Origin of the sequence: Cyclobacterium lianum (assembly GCF_900143075.1) — a bacterium.
Lineage (GTDB): Bacteria > Bacteroidota > Bacteroidia > Cytophagales > Cyclobacteriaceae > Cyclobacterium > Cyclobacterium lianum.
The window spans coordinates 181,594-195,109 of sequence record NZ_FRCY01000007.1 but is presented as its reverse complement, the minus strand read 5'-3'; the positions used below and the strand labels follow the sequence as shown (position 1 = coordinate 195,109).

General features: G+C 47.3%; 11 protein-coding genes and 1 riboswitch. Of the genes, 4 read left to right on the top strand and 7 right to left on the bottom strand.

The window, feature by feature from the left end; genetic code table 11:
• The first annotated feature begins 26 nt into the window (after positions 1 to 26).
• Positions 27 to 2,666, top strand: coding sequence for a histidine kinase N-terminal 7TM domain-containing protein (locus BUB19_RS13430; protein ID WP_073095072.1), 2,640 nt, complete (start codon positions 27 to 29; stop codon positions 2,664 to 2,666).
• Positions 2,667 to 2,708: 42 nt separating this feature from the next.
• Here BUB19_RS13430 and BUB19_RS13425 read toward each other — a convergent pair whose 3' ends face one another.
• From BUB19_RS13425 to BUB19_RS13415, 3 genes are all read right to left on the bottom strand, one after another.
• Entirely contained in the window at positions 2,709 to 3,029 is a 321-nt protein-coding gene (locus tag BUB19_RS13425) for a 2Fe-2S iron-sulfur cluster-binding protein (RefSeq protein WP_073095071.1), read from the bottom strand.
• A gap of 15 nt (positions 3,030 to 3,044) precedes the next feature.
• On the bottom strand, positions 3,045 to 4,049 hold the full coding sequence (locus BUB19_RS13420; RefSeq protein WP_073095070.1) for an NAD(P)/FAD-dependent oxidoreductase: 1,005 nt from the start codon (positions 4,047 to 4,049) through the stop codon (positions 3,045 to 3,047).
• Positions 4,050 to 4,143: 94 nt separating this feature from the next.
• Entirely contained in the window at positions 4,144 to 4,578 is a 435-nt protein-coding gene (locus tag BUB19_RS13415; protein ID WP_073095069.1) for a MarR family winged helix-turn-helix transcriptional regulator, read from the bottom strand.
• Positions 4,579 to 4,876: 298 nt separating this feature from the next.
• On the opposite strand from BUB19_RS13415, the gene BUB19_RS13410 reads away from it, so the two are divergent.
• Positions 4,877 to 5,662, top strand: a complete 786-nt coding sequence (locus tag BUB19_RS13410; RefSeq protein WP_073095068.1) for an SDR family oxidoreductase — start codon at positions 4,877 to 4,879, stop codon at positions 5,660 to 5,662.
• Here BUB19_RS13410 and BUB19_RS13405 read toward each other — a convergent pair.
• The 4 genes from BUB19_RS13405 to BUB19_RS13390 form a co-directional block, all read right to left on the bottom strand.
• The gene (locus tag BUB19_RS13405; protein ID WP_073095067.1) at positions 5,657 to 6,637 is read right to left on the bottom strand and encodes a c-type cytochrome; all 981 of its coding nucleotides are present in this window, start codon (positions 6,635 to 6,637) and stop codon (positions 5,657 to 5,659) included. The two genes, BUB19_RS13410 and BUB19_RS13405, sit on opposite strands and share 6 nt — an antisense overlap.
• Before the next feature lie 209 nt (positions 6,638 to 6,846).
• On the bottom strand, positions 6,847 to 7,857 hold the full coding sequence (locus tag BUB19_RS13400) for an ABC transporter ATP-binding protein (RefSeq protein WP_073095066.1): 1,011 nt from the start codon (positions 7,855 to 7,857) through the stop codon (positions 6,847 to 6,849).
• A gap of 3 nt (positions 7,858 to 7,860) precedes the next feature.
• The gene (locus tag BUB19_RS13395) at positions 7,861 to 8,889 is read right to left on the bottom strand and encodes an iron ABC transporter permease (RefSeq protein ID WP_073095065.1); all 1,029 of its coding nucleotides are present in this window, start codon (positions 8,887 to 8,889) and stop codon (positions 7,861 to 7,863) included.
• Positions 8,882 to 10,036, bottom strand: coding sequence for an ABC transporter substrate-binding protein (locus BUB19_RS13390; RefSeq protein WP_073095064.1), 1,155 nt, complete (start codon positions 10,034 to 10,036; stop codon positions 8,882 to 8,884). Before BUB19_RS13390 ends, BUB19_RS13395 begins: the two co-directional genes overlap by 8 nt.
• 94 nt (positions 10,037 to 10,130) lie before the next feature.
• A riboswitch (cobalamin riboswitch) is annotated at positions 10,131 to 10,348 on the top strand.
• Positions 10,349 to 10,516: 168 nt separating this feature from the next.
• Between BUB19_RS13390 and BUB19_RS13385 the strand changes: the two genes are divergently transcribed.
• Complete coding sequence (locus BUB19_RS13385) at positions 10,517 to 12,400, top strand: TonB-dependent receptor (RefSeq protein ID WP_073095063.1); 1,884 nt, start codon at positions 10,517 to 10,519, stop codon at positions 12,398 to 12,400.
• On the top strand, positions 12,397 to 13,443 hold the full coding sequence (locus BUB19_RS13380) for a YncE family protein (protein WP_073095062.1): 1,047 nt from the start codon (positions 12,397 to 12,399) through the stop codon (positions 13,441 to 13,443). The genes BUB19_RS13385 and BUB19_RS13380 overlap by 4 nt, the downstream gene beginning before the upstream one ends.
• Positions 13,444 to 13,516 lie beyond the last annotated feature (73 nt).

Here is a 13,516-nt window from a genome sequence, read left to right as displayed (position 1 = left end):
ACTTTTGAAAAGGAGTTTTTTTGGACATGCTTTCGTTTTCTGAGTATCCGTATTTGTTTTTTCTGCTGATGGCAGTTGCCATCATTCCCTTATTGTTTCCACTTTTTGTCAGAAAAGGAAGGCAGTTACAGGTATTCAGGTATTTCATGTGGCTCATGTTGGCATGCTTTATCTATTCTTTTTCTTATTTTCTGGAATTGACACTTCCTGCAGTCGGGTCAAAAATTTTGATGATCAAGGCACAATATCTGGGAGCAGTATTCTTTGCTCCCCTGGTGATTATGTTTACACTGGCCTATACTGAAAAGCGGGACCGGATTTTCAAACAATCGATTTTTTTACTCCTCTTTCTGCCGCTTATCAATCTGGTCCTGGTGTGGACAAATGACTGGCACCAGCTTTTTTACACCTATTTTGAGATCGGACACAACGGTAATTTCCAACTCATTCAAACCGGTAAAGGATATTTTTACTGGGTTCACCAGGGCTATACATTGATATTACTGTTTCTCAGCCTGGCCTTATTGGTCCAAAGGATCCGGGAAATTCCGCCATCTGATTCCCGGCAGGTCTTGATGGTTATTCTGGGCTTGTGTAGCCCTCTTTTGCTATATATATGGTACCTTTCGGGAGATATTCCGTATTTGCTGGATCCGATTCCTTTTGGTTTTCTGGGTACCAGCATTTTTTTCTATCTGGGCCTGAAAAAATTCAATCTTTTCACCATAGTACCCATAGCCTACCGTACCCTGTTCAATAACATGCAGGAAGGAGTGCTGGTTTTGGACAAAAATGGCAGGCTGGTTACTTTAAACCTTTCTGCCGCAAAACTGATCGGAATCAGCAGTATACAGGAGCAGCGTGCAATGAGGGAAATAGAAACGAACTGGCCTGAAATCCTCGAGCTGATATCAGGGGAAAATGGTTATCAGATCAGTGAATGTAAACGCCGGAACGAAGGATATACCCATTGGTACCTGCTTACCAAATCTCTGGTAAAGGATGAAAATCAAAAATTGGCAGGTAGCCTGATATTGATCCGGGAAATTACACAGGAAAAAAATTTTCAAATCGAGATCGAGAGGTCCCGGGAGGCCGCTGAGGATGCGAATCGGGCGAAAAGCGAATTTCTGGCCAATATGAGTCACGAGATCAGGACTCCGCTAAACGGTGTTATCGGATTTACGGAACTGCTTACCAAGACCAGGCTGAATGAACAACAACAGCGGTATGCACAAACCGCTCTCAACTCTGCCAATACCCTCCTGGGCCTGATCAATGATGTACTTGACCTGGCGAAAATCGAGTCGGGTAAAGCCGACTTTCACAAGGAAAGCATCGTACTCCCTGAACTCCTCGAAAATATTCTGGACGTTTTGAGTTTTCAGGCCCACCAGAAAGGGTTGGAGTTGGTTTTAGAGGTAAAGCCGAATGTACCAGAGAAGATCGAAACGGATGAACTCAAGCTCAGGCAGGTCCTGCTTAACTTGCTCAATAATGCTGTAAAGTTTACGGAATCCGGAGAAGTCATCCTGAGAGTGGAGTGGAAGGCTGGGACAGGCAGCAGTGACAGCGGACATGTCAGGTTTGCCGTGGTCGACTCGGGGATTGGTATTCCAAATGAAAAACAGGAACTGATTTTTGAAGCTTTTTCGCAGGCAGATTCGTCGACCACCAAAAAATTTGGCGGTACGGGTCTGGGTTTGACCATATGCAATAAGCTGCTCAAGCTGATGGAAAGCAAAATCCAGCTAGAAAGTAAAGAAGGGTCGGGGAGTTGCTTTTATTTTGATTTGCCGGCAACCTATTCCAAAAGGAGTACGAAAAGAATAAAGGGCATTTCGCAAGTCCTGATTTTGGATGGAAATGAGATATCAGGTAAAGCCATTGAGGGGTATTGCATGGGTTTTGCCTTAAAAACGTTGTTTGTTACTTCTGTAAATGATGCTTTCGACCTGCTAAAAAGTGACAGAAGTATTTCGGTAGTCTTATTGAATCATGCAATGCTGGGCAAAAATAGCCTGTCCGCTATGGAACAAATGATGCAAATCGCCCGGAAACAAAAAAAGAAGGTAGATTTTGTGGCCCTGACAGGGAGTAATGACAAGGAGGAAACCATCAAGTCTTACGAGAAGATAGGGTGTAATTTCACCCTGGACAAGCCCGTGACGCCCGGGAAATTGAAGGCGCTGTTTTCCAGGATTCAGAAAGGGGTGCAGCCGGCTCATTTACCGCCACATCCCTCTGATGATACCCGCGAGGCAATACAGCCTGAATTTACCGTATTGCTGGCTGAGGATAATGCTGTCAACCGCATGCTGGTAAAAATATACATTCAGAAATTGAGTCCCAATGCCAGAATACTGGAAGCAGAAGACGGGAAGATGGCACTGGATCTATTGCTTCAGGAAGTCCCCGATATGGTTATTACCGACATACACATGCCTCAAATGAATGGGAATGAATTGCTGCTTGCGATCAGGGCATTGCCAAATGGGAACGATATTCCCGTAATCGGTTTTACAGCCAACGCCATGAGCAGTGAAAATTCACATGGGCTGTCAGTAGCCGGGTTTGACGCCTATCTTACGAAACCGGTGAAGCAAGAAAAGTTCCGGGAGATAGTAAGCCCCTGGTTTCCGGCAGGTAACACTGAGAAAAAATAGAGGGAGCCTCTGCAAGCTCCCTCTGTTTTCTCTGAGAAATGTTTAATTGTCTTCGCCTCTCAGTTTAATGACGGCACCCTCGAGTTCTTCGCTGATCCTGATCTGGCAGGCCAGCCTGCTGGTGGGGAAAAATTCAGGAAGGGCTTCCAATTGGTCCAGCTCCACGTCGGTAGCTTCCCCGAGTGAGTCTTTACCGGCCAAAACTTCTATGTGGCAGGTTGCACAGAGCGCCATTCCCCCACAGGTAGCCAAAACTGGATATTCGGAGGCCTTTAATACTTCCATCAGGCTTAATCCCATATCATCCGGAGCCTCGATATCCTGACGATTGCCTTCCAGGTCTTCTACAGTAAATGTTACCATTTGTGAAAAATAATGTTAAAAGGAGTTGACTCCGTTTACGGTGGTGTATTTGAAGCTTAATTTTTTATCCGGATAAACATATTTGAATGCGGATTGCATCATAATGGCCGCTTCGTGAAAGCCACAGAGAATCAGTTTCAATTTTCCGGGATAGGTGTTGATGTCTCCGATAGCATAAATCCTTTCTACTCCCGTGGAATAGTCGCGGGTGTCTACTTCTATCGCATTTCGATCCACAGTAAGGCCCCAATCGGCAATCGGTCCCAGTTTAGGGCTGAGACCAAATAGAGGGATCAGAAAATCCGTGTCTATTTTTATTTTGGCTTTGGCTTTGTCTTCCAAAAGTACCGATGCCAGGTGGCCATTGCCCCCCAATTCTTTAAGATTGGCTGAGAGGATCAAATCAATTTTTCCTTCGTTGGCCAGATCAAATACCTTCGAAGCGGAATCCGGCGCACCCCTGAAAGTTTCGTTGCGGTGCACCAGCGTCACCCTTTGTGCGATATCGGAAAGATAAATGGCCCAGTCAAGAGCGGAATCACCTCCACCGGCCAAAATCACCCTTTTATCCCGGAATTGCTCAGGATTTTTTACCATGTAGGCCACTCCCTTGCCTTCAAAATTTTCCAGATTGTCCAATACAGGTTTTCTGGGTTCGAAACAGCCCAGACCTCCCGCGATCACTACTACCTGTGCGTGAATCTGGGTTTTGTCATTGGTCGTCAAAACATAGGATCCGTCTGCCTGCTTGCTGAGATGGTCTACCCGCTCACCTAAAGAAAAAGTGGGGCTGAAGGGTTTGATTTGATCCATAAGATTGTCTACCAACTCCTGAGCCTTCACCTCCGGATAGCCAGGAATATCGTAAATGGGTTTCTGCGGATAAATTTCAGAAAGCTGACCTCCTACCTGCGGCAAGGCATCTATCAGATGGCACCGCATCTTCAATAAACCGGCTTCAAATACGGCAAACAACCCCACCGGGCCTGCTCCTATAATACAAATGTCAGTAGTAATCATGGTGTTAATCAATTTTTATGGTTGAACCCCGCCGGGATTCGATTGTTTGTACAAATATAGTTAGTATAACAACTATTTTAAATATTTGGCCATTTTATTCTGCCAGGTTGGAATATATGGTATTAAGGATTCGTTTAAACTCATCAAAATCTTTTTCATTTAAATTCTCCCAGGCTTTTTGCCTTATCGACGCAATCTGTGGTTTCAATGCGGCAACCTTTTCCTTGCCTTCTGCAGTCAGGTGTAGCTGGTAGCTCCTTCTATCTTCCGGATGCTGAATGCGTTCTACAAAGTTCTTTTTACATAGAATATCTATTATTCTGGTCAGTGTAGGATGGTCCTTGAAAACCAGGTGTGCCAGTTCCGTCTGGCTGAGCTTCTCCCGCTCATCCAGATTTTTCATGACCAGCCACTGATCCACCGTGATGTCAAATTCCTTTACCTTAAACTTTTGCTGGGCATATTGTTTGACCTTCCTGGCGGTCCTGTCCAGCAGAAAGGAATACCTGCTAAATTGCTCGTATGTCATGCCAATTATTAGTAGGACAAATATAAATATTATTTTCCAACAACTTCCAACAAAGCCTATAAAAATTATAGGCTTTGTTAATTAATTCTTCAGATTATTGATCCTGCTTTTGGCTGGATCTTCGTTTTGTTTTAATTTTAGAGATTATCGCAGGGGAGGGATGTTGGATCCGGGCCGGAAAGACTTTTCGGATAAACAAATGTAATCTTTATGGCTTGGATATACTTTCAAAAACGCAACTTACCGTGCAGGCGGTCGGGAAAATCCGGCAATTGAATCAACCAAATCCATACAAGAAATGATTATTGATCTTACAGGATATCAGGCAGTGGTGGGAGGAGCGACCCGCGGACTGGGACTGGCCATAGCCCGGCAGCTTGCCGAAAGTGGGGCTTCTGTCACGCTTATGGCCAGAAATGAGGAAAAACTGAAAGCCGCAAAAAATTCACTTTCGGTAGCAAAGGGGCAAACGCACCAATATCTGGAAGTTGATTTTTTGAATTTCAACGATTTCAAAGAGCGGACAAACCGGTATTTTAAGGGGAAAAAGATAGATATCCTGATTAACAATACCAATGGGCCCCGTGCTGGTACGGCGGAGCAAATGTCGCTCAATGCCTATCAGGAAGCGTTTGATTTGCTTTTCAAGACCTACCATCACCTTACCCATCTGTTGTTGGATGGTATGAAGGAGCGGGGATACGGCCGTATCTTAAATGTCGCATCAGTGTCGGTAAAGGAGCCCATGCCCAATCTGGTCCTATCCAATAGCATACGATCGGCTGTGGTCAGTTGGGCCAAGTCACTATCTGCTGCGATGGCTCCGCATGGCATTACAGTAAACTCCATTCTCACGGGTGCTTTTGACACCGAGAGGATCCGGGAGCTAATTGACAACCAGGTACAGAAAACCGGCGATAGTCAGGACGCATTGATAGCGGCCAGAAAGGCAGCCATTCCCGCAGGCAGGTTTGGAAAGCCTGAAGAATACGGCTACCTGCTTGCCTTTCTGGCCTCCCCTCAGGCTGCCTATATCAACGGAGCATCGATCCCCATAGATGGTGGCGCCGGCAGCAGTTTATGAATTTTCTTTGGCGATAAATTTAGTGACCGCATTGTCTACCGGATCCAGGCTTCGCAGGTAGTCGTAAATGGCGCCAAGGTCTTCTCTGCTCATTCCTGCATACATGGCCCAGGGCATGATGGTTTGCATTTCTCCCGGCCTCAGCTTGCTGATATTTTCAGCATTTTCGTACATCTTAAACCTCTCAATGAATTGAGCCTTTGACCAGCTTTTTAATCCCGTTTCATGGGGGGTGAGGTTGGCTGAATTCAATACACTGCCATCAGGAAACAAAAACGACCTTCCTCCTGCAAGGGGTTCCCCAATATAGGAGCCGTTTTCGAAATTTGTGTGGCAGTCTGCACAGGCAGATGCAGTGGTCAGGTATTTTCCATAGGCAACGGCATCGCTGGCGGGAGGTCGGCTGGTCAGAGAAGCTTCTACAGGCATGGTGCGCATGATCAGGTTTACCGGAAAGTCAGCCTTGGATGCCTGGTTTTCTGTAGGATTAGGATCCAGACTTCGGATGTAGGCAATAACGGCCTCAATGTCTTCGGTGTCCAGTTTTCCATAACTGGTGTAGGGCATGACAGGGAAAATGGGATTCCCGTCTTTCTTGACTCCGGTGGTGATGAGCCTGAACAGCTCGCCATCGGTGTAATCGCCTATGCCTGCAGGAGTGATATTTGGAGATACAAATACACCGGGGAAGCCCATGCTGTGGTCGAATCGTTCTCCGCCGGCGGCTTCAGTACCGGGAATGGGTGGGGCGCTGAAAAGGCTGAAATCTCTCTTCGAATGACAGTCAATGCACAGCATCACATGGTTGGCCAGGTACTTGCCCCTTTCGATTTTTTCGGGACTTATCTCTACTTTGAAGTTTTCCGCTGCCGGTCCTACATCAGGCAATGCTGTAGATACATAAATCAGGCCGCCTATAAGCAGTACCACAATAAAGGACACCGAAATGAGGATGATTTTCAGAAACTTTGACATTTTAACTGGGTTTTTTGGGGTATTATTAAATTATATTCACGAAAAGAATACCTTGTATTCCTATCTAATATTCAGTTTTTAAGCTTCGCCTAAAAACCAAAAATCCGTTAACTCTAGAATTAAATATAGGTTTCATAGTTTTGTAAAGAATTAAAAATTGATAATAAAAGTAATGAAAAAATTTTTTACGGTAAAGCTTTTCAGAGATTTTATGTCGGCTGTGTTCGTAAAAATCGGATCATTTCAGCAATGCTGGTTACTTTCTCCTCCCGGTTTGGAAAAAACAGCGATATGCCAAACGGCTGGTCCCGGACCCGGATTTGTTTTGGTTGGTACAGTTCGGGGTTTTTTCTGAAAACGTTTCGGATCCATTGGCTCAGGTGTGAGGGACCTTCAATGTTCGGAAGTTTCGCCGGATCCAAAAGCCTGATTTTTCCCGATTGAGGATCTATCTGCCACTTGTCTCCCGGCAAAAGCCTCTGTATTTGTCCTTGTATCATCAGGTCTTCCGGACAGCCTGCCAGCAGAGGCTTGCGGGCTTCCATAATCCAAAGCTTATCTGCTGTTTCCATGGCCACTTCCAGATCGTGGGTGACGACAAGGATGGCCCTGGAGGATTTTTTAGCAAGGTGACGCAACAAATGCATGATCTCAAATCGATTGGTCAGATCGAGATGGGCCGTAGGTTCATCCAGGATCAGCACCTTACTGTCCTGCGCCAGCGCTCGGGCAATCAATGCGGTTTGCCTTTGCCCGTCACTCAGGGCGGCCAGTTTTTTATTGGCCAGGTGGCTGATATGGGTCAAGTCCAGAACCTTTTTTACCATCAATTTATCCCTGGGGCTCAGCAGTCCCGACCAGCCGGTATGGGGTACCCTTCCCAAGGCCACCAGCTCATTTACAGTCATCTCACCTGATGTAATTTTTTCCGTGAGTACTACCGCCAATTTTTTGGCGCGTTGCCGATTACTCAGGACTGATACATCCACTTGATCCAGAAATACCTTTCCTTTTAATGGTGGGTTTTGGTGTAAAATTGCTTTCAGCAAGGTGGACTTGCCTACACCATTTGGACCCATAAGGCAGGTAAGCTCGCCCGGAAACAAATCAAAGGAGATGCCTTTGGCTATAAGGGTTTGGGGAGCACGGTAGCCCAGGTCCAGATCTCTGGCATGGATGGAGGATGCTTCCACTCGCTGTATGTTTGATGCTTCATTCATGAATTAAAACGCTTCACTAAAATTTCTCCTCATGATCAGCCAGATAATCAGGGGGGCTCCAAAGGCTGTGGTCACCGCATTGATGGGCAGGCTGCTGGCCATTCCGGGAAGCTGGCTAATGCTGTCACAAACCAGCAGGACAAGTACTCCCAAAAGTGCGGCTGCCGGGAAAAGGAAGGTATGGTCATTTGTCCTGAACAGCAATCTGGCCAAATGGGGAACAGCGATACCAATAAACGCAATCGGACCGCAAAAAGCCGTAATGCTTCCAGTCAACAAGCCTGTGCTCAGGATCATAGACCAACGAAGGCGTTCGAAATTGATCCCCATACTTATCGCATAATTTTCGCCCAAAAGCATGGCATTGAAAGCTTTTACCGATAGCAGTGCAGGTAGCAGCCCCAGCAGAAGCAGAACAGAAAGCAGCCCCAGTTCACTCCAGCCCGAATTTCCAAGATTTCCCATCGACCAGATGGTAAACATTTTTAACTCTTCAGCAGCACTGAAATATGCCAGCAAGGTGATCAACGAAGAAGCAGCGCTGCCAAACATCAATCCAACAATCAGCAGGCTCATGCTGTCGCGGACTTTCCAGGCGGCCAGTCCCATCAGTACCAACACGGCGATGGCACCCAGGCTTGCTGCTACTATGGCAGCCCAGTGATTTCCCGATCCCTGCAGGCAATGCCAGCCAAATGCCGTTCCGGCCATGGATAGCAGCGCTACACCCAGCCCCGCTCCCGAACTGATTCCCAGCACATACGGTCCTGCCAAAGGGTTTCTGAAGAAGGTTTGCATCTGTAGGCCGCTTATGGGAAGGGCGATACCGACCAGCACGGCAGTAAGGGATTTGGGCAGCCGGTATTCCATGACAATAATCTCCCAACTATCCCTCTCAAAGGGAATTCCCGCCAGCCGCTCTATTAGCGCCCTCAGGGGAATGGCTACCGACCCCAGGCTCAGGTTGATCAGCCATAGCAGCAGACACAAAAACAAGCAGAATAGCAGCTTATATGTCCTCGGTTTATTCATTCAGTCTTTTAAAATATTGAAATTCATGCCCCGCTGCCTTCGTCGGATGCAGGATTTTGATCATATCCAGCAAAACCCAGTCCGGACGGAGGTAGCCCTCTTCAAAATACAGCAGTCCGCCGGTAGCTCCTCTTTTCCGGGTATAGGTATATACTTTTTTTTGTTGAAAGGCATCGAAATTTTCATACCGGGCATTTTCAGCCACCATTTGCCCCAGATTTTTAAAGTCTGAGGCGCCAATCCAATATTGCGCTCTCCTGCCATTTTCCAGTACAAATTCATAGTTCAATGACAAGCTACCGCTTCCATCAAGGTCCCGGAATATATAGGCCCCCCCCGCATCCTGTATAATGCCTGCCGCCCAACTTTCTTTGGCAGGCGCATACCAGATATCTTTGTACAGGCTGCCGGAAAGGACTGTAGGCCTCTCTTTTTCAGGGATATGTCTGGTAATTGATGCGGCCGCCCGGTAGTTTTTTTCTATTTGAGCGAAGATACTGTCTGCCAGATCAGTTTTCCCCAACAGGACCCCGGTAAGCTTTATCCATTCGCTTCTGCCCAGGGGATGTTTTTCCAGATATTCACCATTTACAATGACTGGAATATCAGCGGCTTTGAGCCTTTCCAACAATTGACCCGCCTCACCAAAACCGGATATCATCACCCAATCGGGATCTGCAGCAATAATTTTTTCGATATCGGCAGATGGACCTGGTCCCAGATCTTCAATTTTATTTTCAGCAATTCTTTTTCTGACTGCCGGCGAAGATATGAGGTCAGGGTTGGGGAAGGCAATCAGCGCCTCCTCCGCTTTCAGGTATGTCAGGTGGGGTATTTGTGTGGTAGCAGTAAGAATAATCTTCCGGCTTGCTTTCGGTATGGTGCCGGTGAGTGCTCCTGTATAGGAATTGTTTTTTTTGCCTGGAGGATGAACCAGAAACAAGTTTCCGTTTCCGGATTTTTGTCCGATTTCCAGCAGGTAGCAGTCATTATCCTTATAAATGGAAAAACCCTGTGCGTAGTCCAGATGGATCTTCTCCAGGCTGGAAAGATTAGAATTTTGTTGGTTTTCACTGCAACCGGAAAGAATTAGCCAGATTGCCAAAATGGTGCGGGTAAAGACTATTTCTCGTTTGAAAAACAACATGGACGGTAAAATTTGATTCCAAAGTAAACCATTGTGTTTTCCATTTCCAATAGCTAATTTTTATAAAACATTTTTTGAATCCGGTTTTTACCGTATGTTTGTGTTGATTTATGGTTCCCGATCCTGTACCAGGCTCTCGGGATTAATAGGGAATCCGGTGAAAGTCCGGAACTGTTCCCGCAACTGTAACCCATACCTTCTGTCCCATTCTTACAGAAGGGGTTGTCCATCCTCAGCCATTGTCCGTATCCCGGATGAGAAGGCGGATCAACCGGTGGAAGTCAGGAGACCTGCCATTTTTCATTGAATTCGACGCTTTCGGGAAAAAAAGCTGAAAAGAAGTTTTTCTTACATGCTATCGTTCGCTTGTTCAGACCTGGCCGGATCATTCCCGGCAGATGGTTTGTCCGGGCAGATTTTAGGTGTGACCTAATTTCTTCTGTTTATTCTTCCCAAAGCCTGTAGGAAAGAATTGACCAAATGGCTTTAAGTAAAAAATATCTGACAGGCTTTATACTCTTGTTGATTGGCTCACCGGGCCTCTCCCAGGATTTTTTCGGAGATACCCTTAAATTGGCCCCTGTGCAGGTCAATGCGACACACCTGCAAAAATATGCTTACGGACAGTGGGTCAGGAACCTGGAAAAATCAGCGCTTGGTCAAATGTCAGGAATGAGTTTAGGCCAGGCCCTGCAGCAGGGTACAGGTTTGTTTGTGCGGGAGTATGGTTCCGGCATGCTGGCTTCGCTCAGTGTCAGGGGTACTGCTGCCGGTCACAATGCCCTTTTCTGGAACGGCTTGCCGGTAAACAGCCCTTCTCTGGGGCAGGCCGACTATTCCATTTTTGCCATGGCTGGCTTTGATCAGGTGGCCGTTCATTACGGGAGTTCGGGAGCACTTTATGGTACGGATGCCATCGGGGGAGCCATCCACCTGGAGAATAGCCCTGGCTATGGAACGGGCCATGAAACAAGCAGCAAGACCCGGCTGGGAAGTTTTGGCCGATGGGATCAGGAGCTGAGTTACAGGTATGGAGGAGATGTTTTTGCCGTTAAAACCAGTGTCTACCGAAATATTGCTGCCAACCGATTTCCCTACGCGGATTGGGCGAGTCCGGGTACGCCCACCAGGGTGCAGGACCATGCGGCAGTGAGCCAGGTGGGCTGGGCCCAGGACCTCGCCATCCGGCTGGACCAAAGGCAGTCCGTAGAAGCCTCATTCTGGATCAATGAAGTCGATCGGGAAATCCAGCCTCTGCTGGGCTCTCCGGAGCGGAATCAGCAACTGGATTGGAACATCAGGGGAGTGGTGGACTATTATAACCGCAGGGATAATGCGAGCTGGAATGTAAAGGCAGGCCTGGTAAGGGATAAGATGCGCTTCAATCAGGAGGAAAACCTAACCCTCCTGGCCCTGTTGGGAGCAGAGCTGGACTGGGAACATTCGGATAAATGGCAATCAAAGACCGGCATTCGCCTGACCCATATCAAGGGTAGTTTGGCTACCTATTCAAAGGAGGAACAGCGTCTGGAATTGTATCAGTCCACAAATTTTAAGCCATTGCCCCGGCTGGGTTTTTCCCTACAATTGCGACAGTTGATCCATGATGGCGAGCCGGTGCCCTTCACCCCGGGCCTGGGTGCCGCCTGGACCATTATTAATCAGGAGGATCAGAAATGGGAACTCACCGGAAATATTTCCCGAGGCTTCAAGATTCCCACATTAAACGACCGTTTTTGGGTTCCTGGTGGAAATCCAGACTTGCTGCCAGAACAAAGCTGGAGCCGGGAAGCCGGTCTCAACCAGTCACTGAAAGGTGCACGGTTACAGATAAAAAACAGGCTGGCTTATTATCACATGGCCGTGGACCAATGGGTGGTCTGGCTGCCCAGGGGTACTTTCTGGACTCCGGAAAATGTCCGGAAAGTAGTCAATCAGGGACTGGAATATTTTTTTGAAAGCGAATGGGAAAGTGGTACCTGGAAGCTGGGTCTGAACCTGGATTATGCTTTTACCCGTCCCATTATTAAATCAGATGACCAGGACCAAAGCAGGGGCAAGCGATTGCCCTATGTGCCTGCACACAAGGTTCAGGGACAGCTACATGCAGGAAGAGGCGCCTTTTCGTTTTTTATCCGGGGTCAGAAAACCGGAGAAAGGTTTGTGACCACCGACAACCGCGGCACTCTGCCGGCATTTGCTTTATGGGGAGGCGGGGTACAATATGATTTTAGGTTTTCTCCCTGGTTAAAGGGCGATATGGGGCTAAGTGTCCACAATATTTTTGACCGGGACTATCAGGTCCTGCGTCTCCGACCCATGCCGGGAAGGAATTTTCAATTTAATGTAAACCTGGTTTTATGAAGAAGTTAACTATTGCCAATTGTCTGTTTTTGATCACACTCCTGTTTTCTTGTGGGACGGATCCTGTTGAACTCCCCCGCGGTGCCTATGAGGAAGGGGTGTTGATCGTCAACGAAGGTGCTTTTGGTGCCAATGACGGGGAGATCTTTCATTTTGACAAAGCATCTGGAGAGATGGAGTCTGCCATTTTTGAGAAGGTCAATAACCGACCTTTTGCGGGCTTGATCCAGAACATGCATATTTTTGGCGATTATGCCTACCTGGTGGCCAATACCGGGAAGGTGGAAATCGTCCGCGCTTCAGATTTCACGGGTATGGGAGCAGTAGATGGGGCGCTGGTAAATTCCCGTTCTCTGGTTACTGCCGAAGGGAAATTGTTTATCAGCGATTGGGGAGCCTATGATGAGAATTATCAGAATCCGGATTCTTTTATCGCCGTGGTAAACGATCCCAAAGGAGGGGCGATTGCCAATACGATACCCGTTTCGTCCAGGCCTGAGGGATTGACTTATTTCGGAGGTAGGGTATTGGCCGCATGCCAGTCTGAAGGACAGCTGCTGGTGATCGATCCGGAGACGGAAACAGTAGAAAGAACGGTTCAGGTGACGGGTACCCCTTTTTCCTTTTTTGATTACGGGGATAAATTGTACCTGTATGCCACAGATGCAGCCAATGTTTACCTGCATGAAATAGCTCCTGCGGATTTTGAAATCGCAGACAGCCAGGTTTTTCCCGTTGCCAACAGCATGTACAATGGGAGTTTTACACTTACGGAAAGCGGAGAGATTTTTGTCATCAGTAATCAGGAGAGCGAAGATGTGGTGGTAAAGTTATCCATCGGATCGGGTACGGTATCGGATGCCGATTTTTATTCTGGAAATCATTTCTACGGATTGGGATACGATGAAGCAACAGACATGCTCTATATAGGGGAGCATGCCGGCTGGCAGGGAAATGGATCGGTGTTGCGTGTCAATTCAGCAGGAGAACTGATAGACCAAATGCCGGCAGGAAGAGGGCCCAGTGGTTTTTATTTCCCCTGATTTTGGATGTGCCTCTGTGGTGATATGCGGTGCCCGGGCCTGTCGAAGGCAGGGTGTACGGGTTACTGATGTT

Bases quoted from the DNA above. Each gene is read 5' to 3' on its own strand.
- BUB19_RS13430 (WP_073095072.1), top strand. From the start codon at position 27: ATGCTTTCGTTTTCTGAGTATCCGTATTTGTTTTTTCTGCTGATGGCA.
- BUB19_RS13425 (WP_073095071.1), bottom strand. From the start codon at position 3,029: ATGGTAACATTTACTGTAGAAGACCTGGAAGGCAATCGTCAGGATATC.
- BUB19_RS13420 (WP_073095070.1), bottom strand. From the start codon at position 4,049: ATGATTACTACTGACATTTGTATTATAGGAGCAGGCCCGGTGGGGTTG.
- BUB19_RS13415 (WP_073095069.1), bottom strand. From the start codon at position 4,578: ATGACATACGAGCAATTTAGCAGGTATTCCTTTCTGCTGGACAGGACC.
- BUB19_RS13410 (WP_073095068.1), top strand. From the start codon at position 4,877: ATGATTATTGATCTTACAGGATATCAGGCAGTGGTGGGAGGAGCGACC.
- BUB19_RS13405 (WP_073095067.1), bottom strand. From the start codon at position 6,637: ATGTCAAAGTTTCTGAAAATCATCCTCATTTCGGTGTCCTTTATTGTG.
- BUB19_RS13400 (WP_073095066.1), bottom strand. From the start codon at position 7,857: ATGAATGAAGCATCAAACATACAGCGAGTGGAAGCATCCTCCATCCAT.
- BUB19_RS13395 (WP_073095065.1), bottom strand. From the start codon at position 8,889: ATGAATAAACCGAGGACATATAAGCTGCTATTCTGCTTGTTTTTGTGT.
- BUB19_RS13390 (WP_073095064.1), bottom strand. From the start codon at position 10,036: ATGTTGTTTTTCAAACGAGAAATAGTCTTTACCCGCACCATTTTGGCA.
- BUB19_RS13385 (WP_073095063.1), top strand. From the start codon at position 10,517: ATGGCTTTAAGTAAAAAATATCTGACAGGCTTTATACTCTTGTTGATT.
- BUB19_RS13380 (WP_073095062.1), top strand. From the start codon at position 12,397: ATGAAGAAGTTAACTATTGCCAATTGTCTGTTTTTGATCACACTCCTG.